Here is a 24,135-nt window from a genome sequence, read left to right as displayed (position 1 = left end):
ACATTCTTTACTCAAGACTAATTACACTATACCTTCAACAAAGTTTCTAAATAAATTTTTGAAGTTAAAATTTTTAGTCACTCTCCCAATAATCAATAATACCTCCAATTGTTAAATCGGTTTGAACTTCAGGATTAGGGCATGCAAATCTAGCGGCAGATCCACTAGAAGTAAAAACCCAGTTACCTTCTCTAGCGCCAACAGGATCAACTGCAACTAATTTCTTTCCTTTATTATTTTCTAAAATTCGTAAATTCATATGACCTAAGCCAGCGACTCTTTGAGTACATACCATCCTTCCTAATACCTTCATAATTTCCACAATTTCTATCCTCCTTTTTTATGAATTTTCAGGATCCCAATGATCAATAATTCCAACAATCGTTAAATCGCTTGGATAAGATTTGCTTCCCGCTGCTTCTCTAGCAGCAGAACTTCCAACACAAATAACCCAATCTCCTGGCTTACAGCCAACTGCATCTACTGCAACTTTATTAGAAGATCCATCTAATACAACCTGCAGATGTTTATGTTCAAAACCAGGAATCCTATTGGTAGAAACAAGTGGTTTTAGAACCTTACAAATTAACATAACTAGTGAGCCTCCTCTGTTTTTTTATCTAAAGACATTCCAATAATTTGAGCGGAATGAATGTTGTCCCTATCTCTAATAGTAGAGCAAGTATGCAACAAACCTTGATCAACTAAATTTTTATATCTAATTGATATCGCATTATTAACTCTTTCACAATCTTTTATTGCTCTCTCTTTTGCGCCGGGTACTTTGCCAGAGTAATCAAATCTTATCACTACTGGAATAGGTAGATCTTGAGAAACATTTAACCCAGTAAAGATCTTTATTCCTACATCTAAATCTGGAGCCCCTTCTTCGACTGTATCTAAATGAGCAAAATAAGTTAAATTTCTGAGATGTACTTCTTTGAAACCTATACCAACTCCAATAAACCTCTCTGCATGTCCAATATCATAATAAGAACCATTATAAAAACTCTTAACATAATCAATTTGAGAAATATTATTTACAATTAATTTATACATAAATTTTTCCAGTCCACTAAGTTTATCTTTTGAAGTATGCTTAGAAATTGTTTGACAAATTTCTCTTTCTGCATCCTCTTGTGAAAAGTTTATTGTTGAATTATAAATTTCTAAAGTAGAAATAGTTTTTTCTAAATCAATCCCTCCATCTCTTGTTGACAAATGTATTTTTAATGAATCAGTGTCTGTATCAAGTCCAATTAACATTAAATCCACAGAAGCTCCGCAGCAAAAGCTGTTTTCTACAGCTTCTTTGAAAGCATATAATTTATTTCTACCTTCTTTTGCAGCTAACTCGTCGTTACTCCCATGAGCTGCGCATCCCTGATGCAAAGGATCTACAGAACTAAAATGATAAGTTACAACTTTTAAGTATCTGGTATCTTTATGAGCTTCATTAGGGATATTTTCTCTATATCTTTTATGTTCAGTTTTTACCCAACGATTAACGGTATTTTCAATATCAAACAGTGCTCCAGCATGGGATCTTCTTCTTACTGAACTAAAAGGTATTCTCATTACATAAGCAACTGAATGAGCTAATCGCCCATCTGAACAAGGAGTTATATCAAGTAAATGTATTCCACAATCTAAAAGAAATTTTTCAAAATCTTCCGCACCTCTACTTCCTGAAGCACCTTCAAGTGGATCATTTTTAAAAAAATCATCACTAAGCTTTTCATGTTGTTTAAAAGCACACCATGCATATAGAGCTCTCATATCTAGAGGTTTAACCCAAGATTTATCTAATACATGATAGGGCAGATCTATTCCCAAATTTTTTCTTGATATTATCTGAGCTTTACTTATAAAATCTTCATGATGTTGTATTCGAGCAATTTCCTTTAGAGTTGGAACAATTTCGTCAAAATCACTTTTTATTTTGCTTTCATACCTATATAAATTCTCATTTTGGATATTATTAGTCAATTTATGACATTTTCCAGAATTTGGAGAATTATTTGATTCTTTAGTTTGTATATGAATATTTTCCGTAAAAGTTTTCATTGGAGCTGTAGGCCCCAATGTAAAGTTCTTGGCTTTTGCCAGTCCTCTTAAAGGCATTAATTAACCTCGTGCACCACCTGAAAAGGTAACTAGTTGTCCTTCACGAGTATTACCACTTGATCCGGTTATCAAGAAATCTGGTTTTTCTGTTTCGTCATTTCTTTTAACTTCCATAGGGGGCATTGCACTCATGAATCCGGCTCTTGATGGATTTCTCTTTCTAGAAGAAGCTCCCTCTGTGCCTGTTACCTTATCACCGCGATCCCAATCGTCACCAGTTATGTTTCCCGCTGATTGTCCTTCACCAGTAATCCTTGATGCGACTCTTTTTTCTGGTGTCTTTGCAGCACGGTCTGCCTCTTCAATTTCCATTTTTTGTTTATAAGTAATATTTTTATTCGGTTCAAATCTAAATTTTTCAGTCCCAGTGACCTTATCAACTGCCATATCAAAAGGTCCTGTCACCTTGGAACCATTTTCATATTCATTACCCGTAACACCTTGAGTATTTTTTTCAGAATATTTATCTCTTGATGGTGATTTAACAGAGAATTCCTTCCAAGAGTTACCTGCTGACTTTTCCGGGTTAGCATAAGCCTTATCATTTGGAGGATTATCACAAGCTTGTGAGAGCTGATCTCCACCAACATAAGGAGTACCTGTTAGATTTTTACAAGCACCTTTCTTAGCACCTGTCATAACTCCGCCAATACCTGGTTGCTGTCCTGTAAGTCTGGCATTTGAATTATTCCCAGAATTAACTGTTGATCGGGATTTCATATCTTCAGCAATCTCGGTACTACAATTTTCATTAATCTGATCTAAGCCTGCATATGGTGTTCCTGTTAAAACTTTGCATGAACCTGGTTCATCTCCAGTTACTATTTCTGATCTTCCTGTCATAGTGCCGCTTATTAAATTTGACTTTGAAGAAAGGCTTAAACCCACTTTTCTAGCTTCTGGTTTTGGTTTTGAACCGCAAAACTTCTCATATTGTTGAGATCCTATGTACTCATCTCCAGTTACATTCTTGCAACTCCCATGTTCATTACCTGTCATATGATCTGATCTTCCAACCCCTGTACCAGTTACATTATTCCCATTAAGAGTGTTGTAATTACCTACTTTTTCAAATGCTTTACCTTTTGGATTTGGCTCAGAGCCAAGATATTGATCTCCAGTTAACTGATGTCCAGAACCTGATTCATCTCCAGTAACTAGGATTGATCTGCCAGGAAGTGATCCAGATACTTTTAATCCATCTGTTGTAGTACTGTGTTTAACCTTTGAAGGATTTTTTGGAACATCACCACAATACTTCTGCGATTGATTAGAAGATACATATTCAGTACCTGTAAGGTTTTTACAAGTCCCTGGCTCATCGCCTGTGACCCTATCAGATCTACCAACTTCATTCCCAGTCACTTTATTTCCTGATGTTGTTGCAGTAACAGTAGATCTAAGTGGTTGTTTATAACTTGATCTATCTTGACAAAATTGATCAACAACTTCTGCTCCCATGTATTGGGTGCCAGTAATTGTTCTGCATGTACTAGCTTCATTACCTGTAGTTTTTACAGATCTATTAGCTTGTGTTCCAGTCACTATTTGACCTGAATCAGTTTCACTTTTACCAACTTTCCAGCTAGCATCTGCAATATTTTGTTTGGCGCCATTTTTATTTGGACCACATGGTCTACATTTACCATTACCTTTTTTGCCTGTAGCACCAGTTTTACTTCTTAGCTCTCTCACTCTTTGAGAAATTTCTCTGCTACTTAAATCTGGGTCTCCTCTTCTAGCTAAAGAAGCGGCACTGGTATTTTGTTTAGTTGCTGATTTACCATGCTTAGATTGAGCTTCTCTTCTCGCTAAAACAATATCTCTACTTGTATTAGTAATAGGCTTTCTCTTCTGATTAATTCTTCTCTTAACGTTGGGTTTTAGGGACTTAGATTCTGTACTAGTTGAATCTTGACTTTCTTTATCTTTATTTATATTTGATTTAACTATTTTTACAGGACTTTCTTTTTTAACACTTTCTTTTTTAACATCAGTACGGGTTCTATCGGATGAAGTTATAGCTGATTTCCCATGGGTAGACATTGCCTTTCTTCTCTCTATTACTAATTCTTTACTAGATAAAGATGTTGAAGAATTTCTGTTTACCTGAGTTTTTGGAATATGTTTTGTAGCTGGTTTAGAAATATTATGATTTTCAGGAGAAGACTGAGTCCCAGAAATATGTATATCTTGAGAAGATCGAACTCTATCTTTGGTAGTTGAAGAAAAAGCAGAAGCTTTTTTACCGCTATCACTCATCGCCTTTCTTCTTTCAAGTGCAATCTCTCTGCTGGTTTTTTTTGACATAATCTTCAAGTTTGAAATTCTTTAAAACTTTTTTAAAACTTTCTCCAAAAAATTTTTTGGAGAAAGATATTAACTACGATTAGTAGCTTTAACGTCCTTGGAAAACTACAAAAGCTGTTCCTTGACTTTGAGTGTAAGCATCGTATCCGATGATTCTTACATGATGATCAGGGTATGCTCTATGGCATGCCTCTAATTCGCTCACGATCAAGTTAAGATCTTTTTCCCCAAAGAATGGGAGTTTCCAATAAGACCAATAAGTTTGCATACATCCACTTGGATGAACATGCTCAATAACTGGACTCCAACCTTGAGCAATTATGTACGCAATTTGGTCATATATTTCTTCCTGGGTCATCGGTGGTAAGAAACCGAATGTTTCCAGGGTTGCAACTGTTTGATAGTCGTTTACTGTGCTCTGGAAAGGCATAATTAATCAAAATGTGAATGTAATTACTCGTGAAACGAGATTTTAATAAGTTTGAGGAGAATTAATCTCCTCAATTTCGAAACTTGAGTTAACCTTGAACATCAAGTTTGTCGACAGTGTCAAACTCGAACTTAATTTCCTTCCAAGTTTCTAGAGCAATAGCTAATTCAGGACTATGCTTAGCAGCTTCCATAAGAATGTCTCTACTCTCTTTTTCGATTTCGCGACCAGCATTACGGGCTTTTACACAAGCTTCTAAAGCAACTCTGTTAGCTGCAGCTCCAGCAGCCGAACCCCATGGATGACCATGTGTTCCTCCACCGAACTGAAGGCAGGAATCATCCCCAAAGATTGCTAGAAGTGCAGGCATATGCCAAACATGGATACCACCCGATGCGACTGCAAATACTCCAGGCATTGAACCCCAATCTTGATCAAAGAAGTTACCTCTTGATCTATCTTCAGGAACAAATGACTCTCTTAAGTTGTCAATGTAACCAAGAGTTGTTTGACGATCACCTTCTAGTTTTCCAACCACGGTTCCAGTATGTAATTGGTCTCCTCCAGATAGTCTCAAACATTTTGCAAGAACTCTGAAGTGAATACCATGCTTTGGATGTCTATCAATAACAGCATGCATAGCTCTGTGAATATGCAGAAGCATGCCATTTTTACGACACCAATTAGCTAATCCAGTATTTGCAGTAAAACCACCAGTTATGTAATCATGCATGATGATTGGCATATCGAGCTCTTTTGCAAATTCAGCTCTTTCATAGAGTTCTTCAGGAGTGTTAGCAGTACAATTTAGATAGTGACCTTTAACTTCTCCAGTTTCTCGCTGAGCAAGCTTAACTGCTTCTGCAACAAACTCAAATCTTTCTCTCCAACGTTGGAATGGTTGAGAATTAATATTCTCATCATCCTTCGTTAAATCAAGACCGCCTCTAAGACATTCATATACAACTCGACCATAGTTTTTACCAGATAATCCTAATTTAGGTTTGATGGTGCAACCCAGTAGAGGTCTTCCGTATTTGTTAAGTCGATCTCTTTCAACTACGATTCCGTTTGGTGGACCACCGCAAGTTTTAATGAAAGCAATTGGGAATCTAATATCTTCTAGACGTAGATGTCTTAGAGCTTTAAATCCAAAAACGTTTCCTACAAGAGATGTTAATACGTTTGTAATTGAGCCTTCTTCAAAAAGATCTAAAGGATATGCAATAAAAGCATAGAAAGCTTCAGGATCTCCAGGAACGTCTTCTATTCGATAACAACGCCCTTTATAAAATTCTAAGTCTGTAAGTAACTCGGACCAAACTGTTGACCAAGTACCTGTTGAAGATTCAGCGGCAACAGCTGCTGCAACTTCTTCTCTTGGAACACCTTCCTGACCTGTACATTTGAAACAGGCTAGTAAATCGGTGTCTAGGGGTACATATTCTGGAGTCCAGTAGGTATCTCTGTACTCCTTTACCCCTGCGTCATACTTCTTACTCATAAGGATAAATTTAGGTCTGTATAGGGAAAATAATTATTGTGCAAAATTTATAAATCTTGCTTTAATTAATTAGTCCTTTTGACCAAGAAATTCACCATTACCTAGAGCAGGTTCAACTTCTCTATGAGGACGAGCAATAATGTGAGCTGCAACTAAACCGTCTCCAACTCTTTCACAAGCATCAGCACCAGCTCTTACAGCTGCGTTAACCGCGCCTGTTTCGCCTCTAACTAAAACTGTGACATAACCGCCACCAACGAATTCACGACCAATTAGGCGAACTTCTGCTGCCTTTGTCATTGCGTCTGCTGCTTCAATTGCAGGTACAAGTCCGCGTGTCTCGATCATGCCGAGAGCGATACCCATTGTTTCTGTAGCCATTGTCTACTAAATACTAAATGTGGAATGTTCAATTCGAAGAATGCTTCATTAAGTACTTATAAGTCAAGCGTTTTCGACAAAATCTCCATTAATGTTTTTTCTATCATTCATAAGTTAAACTTATCACCCTTGGTACTATTGATATGTCAATACTTATGCAAATTAGTTAGTGCATCAAAACATACTGTTGTGTTAAGAAAAAATTTACATTATGTTATTTCCGTACGAGACAGGCCCTGTCTACACAGGTGTGGAATGTTCAACCTTTCCTGTCTCCGTATCAAGCTTTGAAGTAAGATAATATTCACAACAAATTTTTTATATTATTTTGAACCTTCCAGTTCTAACTATTGCGAGTGGCAATCAAAGAAAGGTATCTGAAATTTCAGAGATGCTGGATGTTTTGTCTTTAAAGGTTGAGAAGCAACCAGAATATTTAAATGTCGAAGAAACTGGGAAAACATATTTTGAGAATGCACTACTTAAAGCCAAGGCCGCTTCTCTAGAGACAAAAACTTGGGCATTAGCTGATGACTCGGGTCTTGAAGTAGATATTTTAGATGGTCGACCAGGAATTTATTCTGCTCGATATGCCAAAAATAATGATGAGAAAATTAAAAAATTAATTAATGAACTCTCTGATAGTCCTTATAGGAGTGCAAGATTTATAAGTTGTATGGTTTTGTGCGATCCCTCAGGAAACTTAGTTAAAGATACAACTGGAATATGCTGGGGAGAAATTCTCAAGAACCCCAAATATCCTAATGGGGAATTCGAATCTATTTTTTGGGTTAGAGAAGCTAATTGTGTTTACGGTGAGCTCTCACAATCACAACTAAATAAATTGGGTAGTAGAGGTAAAGCTGCAAAAATCATGTCACCTTTTTTAAAAAAAGAGATAGGTTTAAGTTAAAAAAGGTTTAAATAAAAAATTCTCAATAATTTGAAATTTCATCAATTGCTCTTATAGCAGCAGCTGCTGCTTCTTCTACATCTCCCTCTTTCCCTGCAAGAGTTAATCTACCAAAAGCACCAACTGCCTTTACATCAACAACAGTTATATTTGATGCTTTTTCTGCTTCATTTGCTGCTTTTAAAACATAACCAGCCGGTTCAGTTTCTAATATAAACATACTCATTCCAGATTGAATCATTGATCCACTTCTATTTTGTCTATTTATTAAAACAGCATGATCTGGAGTAATAGCTCGAATAACTTCTGTCCAACTTGTTGAAGGTTTGGTTCTTTTTTTAACTTCACTACCAATAGCATCTAGAACAACATCCCCAGAATGTAAAACAGTACTTTGATCTTTGTGATAAAGAGCAAGAGAGCCAAATGCTCTTTCAACAATCATCTGACCAAGTCTTACATTACTTGCTTTTAAAGCAATATCAGTAACTCTATGTACTGCCATCCCAGGTGAAACTTCCATCCAGAGGCATGAATCTCCAGGTATAGGCAAAAAACCTCTACTAACCGTCCCCATATATGCAGCTAATTGAGGTTGAAGAGAATCCAAAAAAACATATGTTCTCAACTCAATTTGCTCAACTTGACTTGCTTGTCTGGACACCAAAGACTTTTCTGAATCAGTTGTAATAAAACAGCTTGCACCACTGGCCTGAGATTGCACCTCAGATCCTGTTACAAGAGAACTACCTTTTTTTCGTTCCCCTCTGTTTAAACTAGAAGTTGGTTCCATTCACGCGACTATAACGGATAATGGTTCATTTTTTCTATTAAATTTACTTGCATGCTTCCCACAAAACGATAACTTCAAGTAAAAGATATGCATTTTTATGGGAACTTCTCAAAAAAAAGAACCAAATGTTTCTGGTACTGAAAAAGAATTAACTCCTGATCAAACTCTTGGATTAGTTAGCCTAAGCTTGATGCAAAAACTATCTCAAAAAGACCCATCTTTTAGTTGGTTAGAAGAAGATAAAATTGAAAAAGTAAATCTTAAGAACCTTAGAGATAGATTGGAGTTAACGCAATTAGCTATAAATACTGGAGCACCTTTAACCACTTCAGAAGTCACAGCTTTAATTGGGGCAAAGCCCGGGAAATCTAAGTTAGAAAGAGCAGGATTATTAGCAACAAAAATAGCTAGAAATGTGTGGAAGATTTCAAAAATAACTCAAGGAAATTCCTTCTACAGAAATTAAAATAATCCCCAAAAGTTTTTTTTCATAATTCCCATTTAAGTATTTAAACATTCATATAAGTTTTATAAATGTGTTCATTTTGTAAGAGAACTTATTAATTACTTTCTTAAATTAAAAAGTTTATGCAAGCTTGAAATATAAGCTCTTGAAAATTTTTAATGAGTAAAGTTGAATTTAATAAGGAAACTGGGCCCAGGGAAGTTTTTTGTGGGTTAACTTCAATAGTTTGGCTCCATAGAAGAATGCCTGATGCATTTTTTCTTGTTGTAGGCTCAAGGACGTGTGCTCATTTAATTCAAAGCGCTGCTGGAGTTATGATTTTTGCTGAACCAAGATTTGGGACGGCGATTCTTGAAGAAAAAGATCTTGCTGGTCTTGCTGACGCTCATGAAGAATTAGATCGAGTGGTAAATGATCTTATTGCAAGAAGACCAGAAATAAAAACTCTTTTTCTAGTTGGATCTTGTCCAAGTGAGGTAATCAAATTAGATCTTGCCACTGTTGCAGAGAAATTAAATAAAAGATTTTTAGGTAAAGTGAGATTCGTTAATTACTCTGGAAGTGGGATAGAGACAACTTTTACCCAAGGAGAGGATGGCGCCTTAAAAGCTTTAATTCCATTAATGGAGTCATCAGATGAGGAGAAATTATTATTAGTTGGGACTCTTGCAAATAATGTAGAGGATAGGTTTAAAAAAATTTTTAGAAATTTAGGAATTTCAAATATTGAGAGCTTCCCACCCCGTCAATCAACAGAATTACCAAAAATTGGCAAAAATACAAAAGTTTTATTAACTCAGCCTTATTTAAGTGATACCGTTCGAGACCTAAAACATCTTGGTTGTGAAATAATTTCAGCTCCATTTCCTCTTGGTATCGAAGGAAGTACTGAATGGTTTTTATCTGCAGCGAAAGCTTTCAAAATTAGTGAACTTAAAGTTCATGAAATTATTTCGCCTTTAATTAATAGAGCAAAACTTGCTCTTGAATCTCACAAAGAAATACTTAAGGGGAAAAGATTATTTCTTCTTCCTGAATCGCAACTAGAGATATCTTTGGCAAGATTTTTGCATAATGAATGCGAAATGGATCTTATAGAAGTAGGCACTCCTTACCTAAATAAAGATTTGATGAAAGAGGAGATTAATTTATTGCCTGATAATACAAAAATTGTCGAAGGGCAACATGTAGAAAAACAATTAGATCGAGTAAGGGAATCTAATCCAGACTTAGTAGTTTGTGGGATGGGTTTAGCTAACCCACTTGAGGCCGAAGGAATTAGTACTAAGTGGTCGATAGAAATGGTATTTAGTCCAATTCATGGAATTGATCAAGCCGCAGATTTGGCAGGTCTCTTCTCCAAACCTTTAAGAAGGAATCAAATCCTAACTTCAAAAACTTTAGTAAGGCAATAAGAGAATATGGAATTAACTCTATGGACATATGAAGGGCCACCACATGTTGGTGCGATGAGAATTGCCTCTTCAATGAAAGATATACATTATGTTCTTCATGCCCCTCAAGGGGATACATATGCAGATCTTCTTTTTACAATGATTGAGAGAAGAGGGCAAAGGCCTCCGGTGACTTATACAACTTTCCAGGCTAGAGACCTCGGAGGGGATACAGCTGAATTAGTTAAGAAAAACATTAAGGAATCTGTAGAAAGATTTAAACCAAAAACTCTTTTAGTTGGAGAAAGTTGTACAGCAGAACTTATCCAAGACCAACCTGGAGCTCTTGCAAAAGGAATGGGGTTTGATATGCCAATTGTTAATCTTGAATTACCTGCTTATAGTAAGAAAGAAAATTGGGGAGCATCAGAAACTTTTTATCAATTAACAAGAACTCTTTTAAAAGAGAAAGTAAGTTCTTCAGAAAAAATAAGTCCTCTAAGGTGGAAGGAATTAGGTCGCAGACCAAAAGTAAATATACTTGGTCCTTCATTACTAGGATTTAGATGTAGGGATGATGTCATTGAAATCCAACGTATACTTTCAGAACAAGGAATAGATACAAACGTAGTTGCTCCATTAGGTGCTAGTCCAGATGACATTGAAAGATTAATTGATGCTGAAATAAATATCTGTCTTTATCAAGAAATTGCTGAAGCATCATGTGAATGGCTTAGAAGGAACTTTGGAATGGAATTTACGAACACTATTCCAATTGGAATTAAAAATACAATTGAATTTATAAATGAAGTTCATAATAAGTTGGATCTCCCTATGACTAATAAAGAAGAATTAGAACACAAGTCAAAACTTCCTTGGTATTCAAAATCTGTAGACTCGAATTACTTAACTGGCAAAAGGGTTTTTATTTTTGGTGATGGAACACATGCAATCGCGGCTGCAAAAATTGCCAAAGAGGAATTAGGTTTTGAAGTAGTTGGTCTTGGGACATACAGTAGGGAGATGGCAAGACAAGTAAGAGCAACTGCAAAAGAACTAAATTTAGTAGCTCTAATTACTAATAATTATTTAGAAGTAGAAGATGCCATGAAAAAAGCCGCCCCTGAATTGGTTTTAGGTACTCAAATGGAAAGGCATAGTGCCAAGAGACTTGGCATTCCTTGTTCAGTAATAAGTACACCAATGCATGTTCAAGATGTTCCAGCAAGATATAGTCCACAGATGGGATGGGAAGGTGCAAATGTGATTTTTGATGACTGGGTGCATCCCCTAATGATGGGCTTAGAAGAGCATCTTATTGATATGTTTAAACATGACTTTGAGTTTGTTGATGGTCATCAAAGCCATTTAGGACATACAGCCACAAAAACAGGAGATTCAGTAAATTCTGAGGATAAAGAAGATAAAAATAGTAAGGAAGGAATTATCTGGACTGAATCTGGTAGAGCTGAATTAACAAAAGTACCATTTTTTGTGAGAGGTAAAGTCAAAACAAATACCGAAAAATACGCAATCTTGAGGGGAATCCCAGAAATAAGTGATGAAACCCTTTACGACGCTAAAGCATATTTCAGCTAATTTTTACTAATTAATTACAATTAAGTCATGAGTATTTTCACTCATAGTTGTATAGAATTAATTAGAAAAATTCAGTTATAAAAACAAATTACCCACTTTTAATACAATTAAATAAATATTTGTTTAGAAATATATTTGATGTGTATTTACGCTGCAAGAATATAGATAATAATGTGTTTTAAGCTTTAAATGACAAGTACTATAAATAGACCTCTTGATGGAGAAGGAAGTGTTCAAGTAAAGCAAGATCCAAAAATAAATATCGAAGAAGGGGCATTAGTTATCGCCGTGTATGGGAAGGGTGGTATCGGAAAATCAACTACATCTTCAAACCTTTCTGCAGCATTCTCAAAATTAGGCAAAAAGGTTCTACAAATTGGATGTGATCCGAAACACGATAGCACCTTCACTTTGACGCACAAAATGGTACCTACAGTTATTGATATTCTCGAAGAGGTAGATTTTCATAGCGAAGAATTGAGGCCAAATGATTTCATGTTTGAAGGTTTTAATGGCGTAATGTGCGTCGAAAGCGGAGGTCCTCCTGCTGGGACAGGGTGCGGGGGGTATGTAACCGGTCAGACTGTTAAACTATTAAAAGAACATCACTTATTAGAAGATACTGACGTTGTTATTTTTGATGTCCTAGGAGACGTCGTTTGCGGAGGATTTGCAGCTCCATTGCAACATGCTAATTACTGTCTAATTGTTACTGCTAATGACTTTGATTCAATATTCGCTATGAATAGAATTGTCTCTGCAATTAAAGCAAAAGCAAAAAACTATAAAGTCAGACTAGGTGGGGTAGTCGCAAATAGGTCAAAAGACACAGATCAAATTGATAAATTCAATGAAAGAACAGGTTTAAAAACCATGGCCCACTTTAAAGATGTCGACGCCATTAGAAGATCAAGACTAAAAAAATGCACCATTTTTGAAATGGAGCCAACTGAAGATGTTATTGAAGTTCAAAATGAATATTTATCTCTTGCTAATAATATGCTTGAAAACGTAGAACCTTTAGAAGGGAATCCACTTAAAGATAGAGAAATTTTTGATTTATTAGGATTTGATTAATCTAAATTAATCTAATCCTACCAATTGGCTTGTTAAGTCATAAGTTTGTTGAGAGGTCTTCGTATCAATTATTCTTTTTGACAACTTTTGTGAAAAAGCTTTTCTGCCAGTTTTCTGACGATTTCCCCAGCTCCAATGGACTGATGGTTTAGCAAATTCTTTATAAGTTGCCACTTGCGCGACCCTCTCTCCTGCAAGTCTTTGTGAAACATATCCTTTTGTTATGAATTTTTGAAATATCGGGAAAAGGAATCTAAATAACCAGGGTGTATCTCTAAAAAGTTTTGTATCAGCAACACATCCAGGATATAGAGAATTTACAACAATCTTCTCTGCAGGATATCTTTTTGATAATTCCTGAACGGTCACCATATTACAAAGTTTACTATCCTTATAAGCCTTACCAGGTTTGAATTTCCTTCCATTCGCCATACTTATTGGAGATAAAAAACCATTTTTAAATCCAGATAAATCTCCTAGATCAGCTGGAGCAGGGATGGGGATCCTCCCTCCAAGTTCTGAATAATTAGCTGTGACAGTTCCTAATATAGTAATTCTTGGTTTGAATACAGTAGATTTTCCATTTAAAAGAATTTCTCTTTCTGAAGATAAAATATTTTCTATCAGAAGGTGGATCATAAGAAAATGCCCAAAATGATTCACTGCCATCGAATTTTCAAAACCCTGTGGAGATCTTTCAGGCCTCTTTAGTCTTGGCTTATATACTGCTGCATTACAAATAAGAGAATTTATTGGATTTTTAAATGTTTCCAATATTTCATCGCAACCTTTTCTCACATCATCCAAGTTAGAAAGATCTATTTCTATAAAGTGAACATTTTTAATTTCATCTTTTGTCAAGAATGCCTCAGCTATTGTCATAGCTCTTTTATTTGATCGATTAACAGCTATAACTTCCCATCCAAATCTTAGAAGTGGTTTTAGAGTATTTAATCCTACTCCTGAAGTTGTTCCTGTTATTAGGACTAAACCCTTAATGTTCTTACTCACTAGCAAAAAAGTTAATAGAAAAATTATAAGTATAATGATCTTAGATCATCCTTATCAACGCCATATTACTCTGATAATGTCCCTAGAAATTATTTGATCCTGATCCTTCATAAATCTTTGCTCACCTTCAGAAGAAAATAAATCATCAAACCTATTTGTCAGATTATTGTATCGATATTTTTCAAATGAATATGAGTCTTGAATTTCCTTTAGTCTTGTTAATCTGACTTTGGAGCTATATCCTAGTTTAATTAAGCTTACTAGTGCTAGAAGGGAAAAGCAAATTTTTATAATCAAAAAAACGAAAGATACTAAATTATCCTGTTTCCGTTGCTTTCTTTTAAATGCAGAATCAAGATATTTTTTGTAAAAATTACTATTTTTATTTGAAGATTTTAACAAATTAAGTGACACTAAAATTTACTGAAAAATAATTCAGCCTCACTATATTATTACCTTAAAAATATTAATTTTCTAATAGACTTTAGTTTCTTCCTAAACTGATTCCTAACCGAAGAGCTAAAACTCCTGCATGTATAACTACTATTAGGCTAAGTGCAATTAAATTTATTGTTTGAGTTGGCTCCATAGTAAAAAAATATTTCCTATATTCTCCACCCAAAAGAGCGAATTTGACACACTATTACAAAATGATGTTACGTAATTAATAAATTGAAAGAAAATATTTATTGAAAATTATCATAAATAGACATACAAAATTAATTTTGGGAAGAGGAAATCAAGCTTTAATTTTTTCAACAAATAATTTACCTGGGTTTGAACAAATGGCTTTAGATCTAAATTCTCTAGAACAGACTATTTCCAATCCTGAAATAATTCTCACACTGAGGTTCTATTATTGGACTGGAGATTGGCTTTCAATTGGTTATCACCAAAAGGAAATTCCTCCTCATTGGGAAAAATTATTATCAAATGGGGAAATCAACATTGTAAGACGTCCCTCTGGAGGAGGCGCTGTTTTGCATTCAGGGGGTATAACATATGCATTAACATTTAAAAAAACTTACTATAAAATCCTCAGTTACGAAATGGTAAATAATTGGTTAATAAAAAGTTTTCGAGAATTAGGCTTAAGCTTACAATATGGTAATTTACGAAAATCACCTATAACATCTAATTGTTTTGGGACTACATTAATTTCTGATTTAGTTGATCAGGATGGGTTTAAGCGAATAGGAAGTGCCCAATATCGTAAAAAAGGTGCCTTCCTTCAACATGGAGAGATTCAAACAAATCCCTCAAAAGATTTATGGTTCAAATTATTTAGAGAAGAAGCTCCACCAAAAATAAATCTAGGCCTTACAAATGACTCAATAGTTCAACATTTAAGAAATTCATTCCTACATAATAAATCAAATATAAAGTTCAAAAATATTGCCATAGATAATAAAAATATAAAAAATCTTCATTAAACTGATTCTTAAAGATCTCCTTTCTGCTTCATTAAATTAATTATTCTTGGCAATTCAATGCCTAAGGGATACTGGTTTTTATAGTGTAATTTGTTGGCTATCTCTGAAGGTAAATTAAATCCTAATTTATTAAATATAAAGTTTCCAATTTTTAATCTATCAATGATACCCAAAGGGATATCTGCAGCATTGAGAACCAGTATAAAACCCTCACTCGTTTCTTCAAGTTTTTCTATAGTTTTCCATAACTTATCGTTACTATACACACTTTCAAAACTATCTATTGGTTTCTTAAAATCTCCAACAAAATGTCGTTCCCATTTTTTTATGGAGACAGTTTTTAAAATATTCTCATCAATAAAACCAGTCCATCTGCCATTATTCGTAACAAAAAAATATTTATCTGATGCATCTTTTTTATTTTTTATTAATGTATTTAATTCTGAGAAATTAGAATCGAATTCAATTTTCCTCAAAGGCTTTAGTTTAAGCTCAGAAACTTTACTGAATTTAAGTATGTTTTCAATTTTAAAAAATTGATTTTCTGATTTTGATGAATTAACTCCAAACAATCCTAAAAAAGAAAGAATACAACCATAGTAAAAATTAAATCTAAATAAAAAAATTATCCCAAATATAAGTACTAAAAAAGATAAAGATAAATTTACTTTATTAAGAAAGTTTCTTCCTTTATTTTTACTCCCTGAGAAATGCCAAATAATACTTTTCAATAAATTTGCTCCATCTAGAGACCCAATTGGAAGCAAATTTAAGAAGCCTAAGAATAAATTTAATATACCTACTCTAAAAATTATATTAAGGAATATTAGTTCTTGAGATGAATTAATATTACTAATAAAAAGGAGGATAAATCCTGCAGCGAAACATGATAGAGGTCTAACAATTGCGATTTTTATATTTCCTATAGCAGTTTGACAGTACTTATCTATTTGTAAAATTGCTCCGAGAAAATAAAAAGTAATTTTTTTTATTTTTACACCCTGATGTAAGGAAACAAAGGTATGTAAAACTTCATGAGAAATAATTGAGGACAAAAAGAAAAAAGAAGTTAAAAACCCTACAATCCAAGCTTCTTTAGTATTGTAAATATTATCAGAAGATAAATTAATCTGATTACTTATACTCCATGAGAATAAAAAAAGAATAACAAACCAATAGGGATGAATTTTGAAGGGAATTCCCCATATTTTAAAAATTTGCCAACTTCTCAAAAATAATCTCCGCTATATTTAGCAATAATATTAATTTTACATACAGGATAATGATATGCCCAAGACTAATACTTTAGTTAAAATTTGTGGACTTACATCCGAAGAGCAAGCTCTTCAAGTCGCTAAAATAGGAGCGCATGCCATAGGGATTATTTCGGTTAAAGAGTCACCAAGGTACATACCAGCTATAAAAAAGAAAAAAATTTTTCAAGCCCTAGAAAGTTCTTATCCAAATATTGAGAGAGTATCTGTTGTCCAAAACTGTCCAATAGAAACAATCATAAAAAATTTTTTAGGCAATCCGAGTGAGACTATCATTCAATTACATGGAGATGAAGATATTGATTACTGCAAAAAAATAAAAAGGGAAATTCCGAATATTGGATTATGGAAAGCTTTTAGAATAAAGACAGAAAAGGACTTAGACAAAATAAAACCTTTTGAGGATTTTGTAGATGCGATATTACTTGATTCTTGGAACAAAGAAACTTATGGAGGCTCAGGAAAAAAAATAAAACCTATTTATCTTAAAAATTTGAATTTTAGCAAACCTTGGTGGTTAGCAGGTGGAATATCAATTGAATGGATTAATGAAATCCTTACAGATATAAAACCTGATGGACTAGATATTTCAAGCAGTATTGAAATATCTCCAGGTTTAAAAGATATAAAAAAAACAAAAGCTCTTATAAAATTTTTAAAAAAGAATTAGTAATTATTTGTAGCAGATTGCTGTTTAACAAGCTCGAAAAATTCTTGCTTTAAACTTAAATCATGTCTGAAATCACCTCTTACTACAGAATTAATCATACTTGTATTTGGCTCTTTAACTCCCCTCCACTTCATACAGTAATGTTGAGCCTTTACGATAATGCCTAAACCTTTAGGCTCACAAAGTTTTTCAATTTCATCTGCAAGAATCATTACAGCTTCTTCTTGAATATGTGGCCTTGAGAAAACCCAATCAGCAACTCTTGCAAATTTTGAAAGTCCTATGACTTTATTCCCAGGTTTAATACCTATCCAACACTCTCCAAGAATAGGAACTAAGTGATGTGAACATGCCGATCTTACAGAAATAGGGCCAACTGTATAAATCTCATCAAGATTCTTATCATTAGGGAAGCTTGTTACTTTCGGTTGTTCATGATATCTCCCTTTAAAGACCTCATTTAAATACATCTTTGAGACTCTTTCAGCAGTCTCCTGGGTATTATGGTCATTTTCAACGTCTATTACAAGAGACTTTAGTAAGTCTTTAACCCTTGAGGTAACTTCTTTTTCTAAAATTTCTAGTTCTCCAGGATTTATAAAATTTGCAATATTATCATTAGCACTAAATCTTTTACCAGAATTCTTAATTCTGTCCCTTATAATTTCAGAGATTAATTTATTAGTAATCTGATCGTCAAAGTTTCTAATATTATCGTTTGGTAGTGTAGAGGTCATAAAATTCTAAACAGAAAATTGTTTGCAACTTAATTAACTGTATCTTTTAAAAGCTTAATTGCTTATACACTATATCACATTCTATTGTTCAATCGGGCTCTAATAATCCTAAAAAATATCACTTTTTCAGGACTAATTAAAGAAAAAGAATATTTAAAAAGCTCCTCCAGAAGGCATTAAAGTTAAGTCTTCAATCAGTTGTGATTCAGGTTTTTGAGCCATATAAAGAATAGTATCTGATACTTCGCTTGAGGAGAGCATAGAAGTTTTATCAAAATCAGCATTGATAGATTCTGAGTCCCAAAGAGGGGTATTTACTGAACCTAAAGTTATTGTGCAGGCTCTGATTGAATTAGATCTCTCCTCTTCCCTCAAGCATTTAGTAAACATAGCTAGTGCAGACTTCGAAATACAATATGCTCCCCATTGAGGGAAAGCATTATAAGAAGCATGGCTACTAACGTTAATAACTAATCCACCATTTTTTCTCATTTGAGGAACAATTGAGCTGCAAATTTGGAAAACACTTGTGAGGTTTATTTGCATAGTTTGTTCCCATTGGCCCAAATCCATCTCAACTAGTGACCCATTAAATGCACAACCAGCATTATTTATCAAGACTGAAGGGCAGCCATATTTCTTTATTGCATCTTTAATACAATCATCTATTGCAAGAGAATTAGATAAATCACATTTAACTAGGCTAATTTTAGATTTAGTAGGCAATAGTTCACTTTTTAGTCTCTGCATTGATTCCATGTTCCTGGCAAGCAAAATTAAATCCCAGCCAGCATTAGCAAAAGTAATTGCGGTGGATCTACCAATACCTTTTGTAGCACCAGTTATAAAAGCTAATTTCAATTTATTCAGTTTTTTGGGGGATCTCACTATAAATCTCTTCAATATTATTGGCTTCAATAAATTTACCTAAAACCCTAAACTTTTTATATCTTTCCCCAATTAATTCTTCTTCAGGCATTTGCAGTAAAGCATTAAGATGCTTCTCAATAGCCTCTTTTAGAGTATTGCCAGCATCTAAAGGAGCCCAATTATTCCCACCAGAAGGTTCTGGTAATACCTCATCTATAATCCCTAATTTAAGTAAATCTTTACCTGTAATTTTAAGTGCTGATGCAGCTTCTGGTGCCTTCCCAGCATCTCTCCACAAAATTGATGCGCACGCTTCTGGACTAGCAACTGTATAAACACTGTGTTCAAACATTAGTAACCTATCGGCAACACCTATTCCAAGTGCACCTCCTGAACCGCCTTCTCCAATAACAGTAGCCACAATTGGGACTTTCAATCCAAACATCTCTCTTAAGTTTCTTGCAATTGCTTCCCCTTGACCCTGTTCTTCAGCTTTTAAACCAGCATAAGCTCCAGGAGTATCAATAAAAGTAAGAATTGGTAAGGAAAAACTATTTGCATGCTGCATTAACCTAAGAGCTTTTCTGTAGCCTCCTGGTTTTGCCATCCCAAAGTTTCTTACTACATTTTCTTTTGTGTCCCTTCCTTTCTGGTGCCCTAATATCATCACTGGTCTATTATTTATCGAACCTATACCACCAATTAGTGCCATATCATCGCCACCATTTCTGTCTCCATGTAACTCTATCCAATCATCACAAAACATTTGAACAAAGTCCAAAGTACTAGGTCTTTGAGGATGTCTAGCTACCTGAATCTTTTGTGCAGGGGTGAGAGATTTAAATATTTCTTCTCTTCTCCTAGCCGCTAAGGTTTCAAGTTGTAGGAGCTGTTGACTAACATCTACCTCTGAATCTCGAGCTAATTCTTTAATTTGCTCTATCTGCTTCTCAAGTTCAACAAGAGGCTTTTCAAAATCAAGGAGATAGCGTTTAGCCATAATTTAAACAGTTAATACTTTAGGCTGTTTATCAAGTCCGATGGCAGAAAAACCATGCTTTAGAGAGGCTGCTCCAATAAATTCCATCTTTTCAAGGGAAATATTATTTCTCCCCCAACTAAAGTTTGTATGACACTTTTCAAATTCTAAAATCATAGCTTCTGCAAAGCAAGCGAACATCTCTCTCTGAGGATTTTGCATTTCCGCAAGTTCCATCATATTCCAACCAATATCATTGAAAAACTCTACAATACCTCCCTTTAAAACATGAATATTTTCACCATTAAACTTCTCATCAAGATTTTTAGGATATCCACCATCAATCATTAAACATGGTTTTTTTAAGTTATCAGTATCAATTTCAATAGTTTTAGGCATACTTGCAACCCACACAACAATATCCGCCTGAGGCAATGCCTCATCTAAACTTGTTATGGTGCCACCATCTAATTCTTTTTGTAAAAGCTCTAGTGGTTCTTGTTGTCTTGCTACCATAAGAAGTTCTGAAATCCCAGTTTTATTGATAAGCCACCTACAAACAGCACTACCAATATCACCAGTAGCACCAATTACAGCAACAGTTGCTTTTTTAAGATCTATTCCAATGCGAGGCGCATTTATTTCTAGTTGCTTACAAATAACCCAGGCGGTATGAGTATTGCCAGTAGTAAACCTTTCCCACTCTAATGCTGTGTTTCTAATTTGTTTATGTTGTAAAAGATTAAAATTCTCGAAAATAATAGAAGTAAATCCCCCTAAAGCGGTAATATTAATTCCTTTTTTCTGAGCTAGTTCCATAGCATTTAGTACTTTTCTTCTGGCGGTTTTAAACCTAGAAAGCATTTCAGGAACAAAGCAAGAATCAATGTAGGAACCTTCAATAGATATCCCAGTAGCACTCTTAACTTCTACATTCTCAACTAATTGAGGAGGAGCTGTACACCAAACATCTAGGTCGCCATCTGCAATATGATCAAAACCTAGTAAAGAAGCTTTTCTTTTTGCATCTTCAAAACTAGTTGAGTGGCCTATTAACCCAAACATTTAAAATTTATTAATAGTTTCTATACGATGTTATGAAGAATAGCACAGAGCTAACTACTTAAGAAGAAAGATTAATTATTAAAATTCTTAAATAATTAATATTGTAATCAGACAATAGCTGCCATAGCCATTCTTGCAATTTCTCTATTATCTAAACCTATTTCCATCAAAGTATCTTGATAAGCAATCATAAATTCTTCCATTAATTCTTCTCTGTCCATAGCCAAAACTGATGCGTCATCAGCAACTTCATCTAACATCTTTTTAATTAAGGGAAGGTTAACTTTATTGGCTTCCATCAATTCTTCTTTACAAGTAGATAAATTCTCTTTAAGCCACTCTTGACCATAATTTAAATGAAGATATTCATCTTTAACCACTCCTTCTGTTATTTTTTTTGCAAAAGGATCAGCAACTCTTATGTAGACGTTATAAGCAGAAATTGCGAATGCTTCGATTAAGATAGCTTGTATTAGAAGACATGTTGTTAAATTTCCTTTTTCAAGAGCAATTTGGAAGTTCCCATGTAATTTAGAGAAGAATTTTTTAGCAAATTCCATATCAGCTTCTACTCCTAAATTTCTCCCGCATGCAGTGAACCCTCTTTTATGTTTCATTTCCATTCTCGCCAATTTAGTCAACTCCTCTAACTCATTTGGTATTAAAGTTGCTATTGAAATGTAATTATCATGAGCCTCTTGCTCTCCCTCTATAACAATTGCATTTATTCTGCTGTATGCATCCTTATAAGAATCTGTAGTGAAGTCGGGCAAATCTAAAGGAATCGGATTAGTCGAATCTTCAGTAGTTTTTTTATTTGATTCTAGTGTTTGCATGTCAGTAATCTTTAGCTCATTATGCATGAATATTACATGATTATAGTGAGTTTATTTAAATATCATGAAAATAGTTTCAATTGTTAAGTCACATTTTTTACTTAAACTTATTCAAGAATTGTTTGGCCAATCTGATTGCATCAAATTCATAATCAATTTGAACCAATGATTAATCAATAATTCCTTTAAATTTTTTCCTAAAGTCTCATTTGCTCCTCTACTATCCCCTATAACACCTGATTTACTGAAGTCGTCAGTAAGCCAAGCAGTAGGTGCATTGCCCTCAAGACTCCAACCTTCTGGGATCTTTCCTTTAATTCCCTCATTTGGGCGTTCATGACCTACTAATTCTGGTTTTAACGCGAGCATCAAACTTGTTTCAGCCAAAGAGGCATGCAGCCCATCCTCAATCTCAGTTTTTGTTAACAATTCACTTAATCCGTTAACACCACTCCATAAGAAACAAGGGAAAACTGCCATCCCTGGTGCGAAACTTCTTAACTCTCTTGCAGCTGCATTTAGCAATGAGATTTGACCTCCATGTCCATTAATCAATATCAATCTTTTAAAACCCATTTCTGATAATTGACCTCCGACCTCTTTAATCATTGAGGTTATTAAATTTGAGGAAAGTGAAATTGTCCCTGCAAAGCCCTTATGTTCTGGAGAAAAACCAATATATTGAGTTGGAAGTTTTTTTAATGGAATATCAGCAGAGAATAATTTAAAAACTTCGCTAATTATTTCATCAACAAAAATACTATCTGTAGCAAGAGGCAAATGCGGTCCATGTTGCTCAACAGCACCAAATGGCCAAATCACAGTTGATCTCTTGTTTTTTGCAATACTCTCAATTTCTTGCCAATTTAGATATTCAAATTTATTAGGTATTGGTTTAAAGTTCATTAATTTTAATTTTGAGTACTAACATTTAGAGTATGTTAATAATTAATCATTCTTATTTTACCTACGATGGGAGTCAGAAATAAAAATGCCCAAGATAATATCCAACCAAAGGGCAATAAAAAACCTCTTCAGGTACTTCACATAAGCAAGAAAGATACTCAAGAAATAAGTAATGAGCAAAACAATTCGCAAGAAGTTATTAAAAAAGAAAATATTGCAATCAAACCTCAACTCATTAAAGATGATTCAGTAAAAGAAATTGAGGCCAGCAATGTAAATACCGAGAATCTTGATATTTCTCAACAAGATTCAACTCAACAAGACTTAAATAGACCTCTTAATTTTTCTGAGCACAATACAGATTTTCAGATTGAGAGAAAAGTTGATGAATTCGATTTTGATGAAAATGCTTTTTTGGAGGCTTTAAATGAAAATGAGCCAATTGGGGCTACTGGAGAAACAATTACAGGTAAGACTATAGCAATCGAAAGTGATGGACTATATGTTGACATTGGTGGGAAAGCACCTGGTTATATGCCAAAAAAAGAATGTGGTTTGGGTGTCATAACTAACTTTAAAGAAAAATTTTCTATAGGCCAAGAAATGGAAGTTTTGGTTATCAAAGAACAAAATGCTGATGGGATGGTTACAGTGAGCGCTAGGGCATTAATTCTCAGAAAAAGTTGGGAGAAAGTATCAAGTTCCGCAAAAAATGGAGAATTAATTAACGTTTTAATTAATGGATTTAACAGAGGTGGGCTTACTTGTGATGTAGATGGATTGAGAGGATTCATCCCAAGATCCCAACTTGAAGATGGTCAAAATTATCAATCTTTTGTTGGAAAAACTCTAAAAGTAGCGTTTCTTGAGGTGAATCCAGAATCCAGAAAATTAGTTCTCTCCGAAAAGAAAGCATCACTAGTCTCTAAACTTACAAGTCTAGAATTAGGTCAATTAATTGAAGGAGAAGTTTTAGCTGTAAAACCATATGGCTTCTTTATAGATTTAGGAGGAGCTAGTGGACTTCTTCATCAATCCTCACTAACAAATGGATCGATTCGTTCTTTAAGAGAAGTTTTTAGAGAAGGGGAAATCATTAAAGCTTTAATATCTGAAATTGACCTGGAAAAAGGTCGCATTGGTCTCAACACTGCACTCCTAGAAAACTCTGCAGGAGAATTAATTATTGATAAGCAAAAAGTTATGCAAGAAGCCACAGAGAGAGCATTAAAAACTAAAGCACTCTTCGATAAAAAAGAACAAGATAAATGAATATCAATAAAAAAAAAGAGTCAGGTCTTAAATTAAAAATTTCAGATTGGGAATTAGATTTTTACTCAAGACCAATTATTGAAACAAA

Annotated in this window: 26 protein-coding genes; 8 read left to right on the top strand and 18 right to left on the bottom strand. The window is 34.3% G+C overall.

Going from position 1 to position 24,135, the window contains the following annotated elements; genetic code table 11:
- Positions 1 to 73: 73 nt before the first annotated feature.
- From EU91_RS08120 to EU91_RS08145, 7 genes are all read right to left on the bottom strand, one after another.
- Positions 74 to 322: a carboxysome peptide B gene (locus EU91_RS08120; RefSeq protein WP_025969106.1), complete on the bottom strand. Its 249-nt coding sequence runs from the start codon at positions 320 to 322 to the stop codon at positions 74 to 76.
- A gap of 18 nt (positions 323 to 340) precedes the next feature.
- Positions 341 to 592 carry a carboxysome peptide A gene (locus EU91_RS08125; protein ID WP_032523688.1) on the bottom strand — a complete coding sequence of 84 codons (252 nt, stop codon included), beginning with the start codon at positions 590 to 592 and terminating at the stop codon, positions 341 to 343.
- Positions 593 to 594: 2 nt separating this feature from the next.
- Entirely contained in the window at positions 595 to 2,124 is a 1,530-nt protein-coding gene (locus tag EU91_RS08130; protein ID WP_032523687.1) for a carboxysome shell carbonic anhydrase, read from the bottom strand.
- A 3-nt stretch (positions 2,125 to 2,127) separates the two neighbouring features.
- Entirely contained in the window at positions 2,128 to 4,437 is a 2,310-nt protein-coding gene (locus EU91_RS08135; protein ID WP_032523686.1) for a CsoS2 family carboxysome shell protein, read from the bottom strand.
- Between the two features lie 88 nt (positions 4,438 to 4,525).
- Positions 4,526 to 4,867: a ribulose bisphosphate carboxylase small subunit gene (locus EU91_RS0108325; RefSeq protein WP_032523685.1), complete on the bottom strand. Its 342-nt coding sequence runs from the start codon at positions 4,865 to 4,867 to the stop codon at positions 4,526 to 4,528.
- A gap of 88 nt (positions 4,868 to 4,955) precedes the next feature.
- Positions 4,956 to 6,371 carry a form I ribulose bisphosphate carboxylase large subunit gene (locus tag EU91_RS08140; protein WP_011862567.1) on the bottom strand — a complete coding sequence of 472 codons (1,416 nt, stop codon included), beginning with the start codon at positions 6,369 to 6,371 and terminating at the stop codon, positions 4,956 to 4,958.
- Positions 6,372 to 6,440: 69 nt separating this feature from the next.
- Complete coding sequence (locus tag EU91_RS08145; RefSeq protein ID WP_002807869.1) at positions 6,441 to 6,752, bottom strand: BMC domain-containing protein; 312 nt, start codon at positions 6,750 to 6,752, stop codon at positions 6,441 to 6,443.
- 328 nt (positions 6,753 to 7,080) lie between these two features.
- Between EU91_RS08145 and EU91_RS08150 the strand changes: the two genes are divergently transcribed.
- Positions 7,081 to 7,665, top strand: coding sequence for a non-canonical purine NTP pyrophosphatase (locus tag EU91_RS08150; protein ID WP_032523684.1), 585 nt, complete (start codon positions 7,081 to 7,083; stop codon positions 7,663 to 7,665).
- A gap of 22 nt (positions 7,666 to 7,687) precedes the next feature.
- Here EU91_RS08150 and EU91_RS08155 read toward each other — a convergent pair whose 3' ends face one another.
- Positions 7,688 to 8,458, bottom strand: coding sequence for a microcompartment protein (locus EU91_RS08155; RefSeq protein WP_032523683.1), 771 nt, complete (start codon positions 8,456 to 8,458; stop codon positions 7,688 to 7,690).
- Between the two features lie 97 nt (positions 8,459 to 8,555).
- Here EU91_RS08155 and EU91_RS08160 point away from each other — a divergent pair, with 97 nt between their 5' ends.
- The 4 genes from EU91_RS08160 (at position 8,556) to bchL (ending at position 12,994) form a co-directional block, all read left to right on the top strand.
- Positions 8,556 to 8,924 (top strand): hypothetical protein, encoded by a 369-nt coding sequence (locus EU91_RS08160; protein ID WP_032523682.1) that lies wholly within the window; start codon positions 8,556 to 8,558, stop codon positions 8,922 to 8,924.
- Positions 8,925 to 9,082: 158 nt separating this feature from the next.
- A complete protein-coding gene (locus EU91_RS08165; RefSeq protein WP_032523681.1) occupies positions 9,083 to 10,339 on the top strand; it encodes a ferredoxin:protochlorophyllide reductase (ATP-dependent) subunit N in 1,257 nt (418 codons plus the stop codon).
- Positions 10,340 to 10,345: 6 nt separating this feature from the next.
- Complete coding sequence (locus tag EU91_RS08170) at positions 10,346 to 11,917, top strand: ferredoxin:protochlorophyllide reductase (ATP-dependent) subunit B (RefSeq protein ID WP_032523680.1); 1,572 nt, start codon at positions 10,346 to 10,348, stop codon at positions 11,915 to 11,917.
- Between the two features lie 189 nt (positions 11,918 to 12,106).
- A complete protein-coding gene (gene bchL, locus EU91_RS08175; RefSeq protein WP_032523679.1) occupies positions 12,107 to 12,994 on the top strand; it encodes a ferredoxin:protochlorophyllide reductase (ATP-dependent) iron-sulfur ATP-binding protein in 888 nt (295 codons plus the stop codon).
- A gap of 6 nt (positions 12,995 to 13,000) precedes the next feature.
- Here the strand turns inward: bchL and EU91_RS08180 are convergent, their stop codons facing one another.
- The 3 genes from EU91_RS08180 to psaM form a co-directional block, all read right to left on the bottom strand.
- Entirely contained in the window at positions 13,001 to 14,005 is a 1,005-nt protein-coding gene (locus EU91_RS08180) for an SDR family NAD(P)-dependent oxidoreductase (protein WP_032523794.1), read from the bottom strand.
- A gap of 54 nt (positions 14,006 to 14,059) precedes the next feature.
- Positions 14,060 to 14,407, bottom strand: a complete 348-nt coding sequence (locus tag EU91_RS08185) for a hypothetical protein (protein WP_032523678.1) — start codon at positions 14,405 to 14,407, stop codon at positions 14,060 to 14,062.
- A gap of 82 nt (positions 14,408 to 14,489) precedes the next feature.
- Entirely contained in the window at positions 14,490 to 14,594 is a 105-nt protein-coding gene (gene psaM, locus EU91_RS08975; protein WP_072012882.1) for a photosystem I reaction center subunit XII, read from the bottom strand.
- 100 nt (positions 14,595 to 14,694) lie between these two features.
- Between psaM and EU91_RS08190 the strand changes: the two genes are divergently transcribed.
- Positions 14,695 to 15,438 (top strand): lipoyl protein ligase domain-containing protein, encoded by a 744-nt coding sequence (locus EU91_RS08190; protein WP_032523677.1) that lies wholly within the window; start codon positions 14,695 to 14,697, stop codon positions 15,436 to 15,438.
- An 8-nt stretch (positions 15,439 to 15,446) separates the two neighbouring features.
- Here the strand turns inward: EU91_RS08190 and EU91_RS08195 are convergent, their stop codons facing one another.
- Complete coding sequence (locus tag EU91_RS08195; RefSeq protein ID WP_032523676.1) at positions 15,447 to 16,670, bottom strand: site-2 protease family protein; 1,224 nt, start codon at positions 16,668 to 16,670, stop codon at positions 15,447 to 15,449.
- Between the two features lie 55 nt (positions 16,671 to 16,725).
- On the opposite strand from EU91_RS08195, the gene EU91_RS08200 reads away from it, so the two are divergent.
- Positions 16,726 to 17,382: a phosphoribosylanthranilate isomerase gene (locus tag EU91_RS08200; protein ID WP_032523675.1), complete on the top strand. Its 657-nt coding sequence runs from the start codon at positions 16,726 to 16,728 to the stop codon at positions 17,380 to 17,382.
- On the opposite strand, the gene folE is transcribed toward EU91_RS08200, so the two are convergent.
- The 6 genes from folE to EU91_RS08230 form a co-directional block, all read right to left on the bottom strand.
- Positions 17,379 to 18,119 (bottom strand): GTP cyclohydrolase I, encoded by a 741-nt coding sequence (gene folE / locus EU91_RS08205; RefSeq protein ID WP_032523674.1) that lies wholly within the window; start codon positions 18,117 to 18,119, stop codon positions 17,379 to 17,381. The two genes, EU91_RS08200 and folE, sit on opposite strands and share 4 nt — an antisense overlap.
- A 153-nt stretch (positions 18,120 to 18,272) precedes the next feature.
- On the bottom strand, positions 18,273 to 19,007 hold the full coding sequence (locus EU91_RS08210) for an SDR family oxidoreductase (protein ID WP_032523673.1): 735 nt from the start codon (positions 19,005 to 19,007) through the stop codon (positions 18,273 to 18,275).
- Positions 18,982 to 19,989, bottom strand: a complete 1,008-nt coding sequence (locus EU91_RS08215; RefSeq protein WP_032523672.1) for an acetyl-CoA carboxylase carboxyltransferase subunit alpha — start codon at positions 19,987 to 19,989, stop codon at positions 18,982 to 18,984. Before EU91_RS08215 ends, EU91_RS08210 begins: the two co-directional genes overlap by 26 nt.
- Before the next feature lie 3 nt (positions 19,990 to 19,992).
- Positions 19,993 to 21,033 carry a long-chain acyl-[acyl-carrier-protein] reductase gene (locus EU91_RS08220; protein WP_032523671.1) on the bottom strand — a complete coding sequence of 347 codons (1,041 nt, stop codon included), beginning with the start codon at positions 21,031 to 21,033 and terminating at the stop codon, positions 19,993 to 19,995.
- 107 nt (positions 21,034 to 21,140) lie between these two features.
- Positions 21,141 to 21,869 (bottom strand): aldehyde oxygenase (deformylating), encoded by a 729-nt coding sequence (locus EU91_RS08225; RefSeq protein ID WP_152556164.1) that lies wholly within the window; start codon positions 21,867 to 21,869, stop codon positions 21,141 to 21,143.
- A gap of 111 nt (positions 21,870 to 21,980) precedes the next feature.
- Positions 21,981 to 22,775 (bottom strand): creatininase family protein, encoded by a 795-nt coding sequence (locus EU91_RS08230; protein ID WP_032523669.1) that lies wholly within the window; start codon positions 22,773 to 22,775, stop codon positions 21,981 to 21,983.
- A 66-nt stretch (positions 22,776 to 22,841) separates the two neighbouring features.
- Here EU91_RS08230 and EU91_RS08235 point away from each other — a divergent pair, with 66 nt between their 5' ends.
- Entirely contained in the window at positions 22,842 to 24,047 is a 1,206-nt protein-coding gene (locus EU91_RS08235; RefSeq protein WP_032523668.1) for a S1 RNA-binding domain-containing protein, read from the top strand.
- The last annotated feature ends 88 nt before the right edge of the window (positions 24,048 to 24,135 follow it).

This window comes from Prochlorococcus marinus str. GP2, from assembly GCF_000759885.1.
Taxonomy (GTDB): domain Bacteria; phylum Cyanobacteriota; class Cyanobacteriia; order PCC-6307; family Cyanobiaceae; genus Prochlorococcus_A; species Prochlorococcus_A marinus_J.
This window is presented reverse-complemented; position numbering and strand designations above follow the sequence as displayed.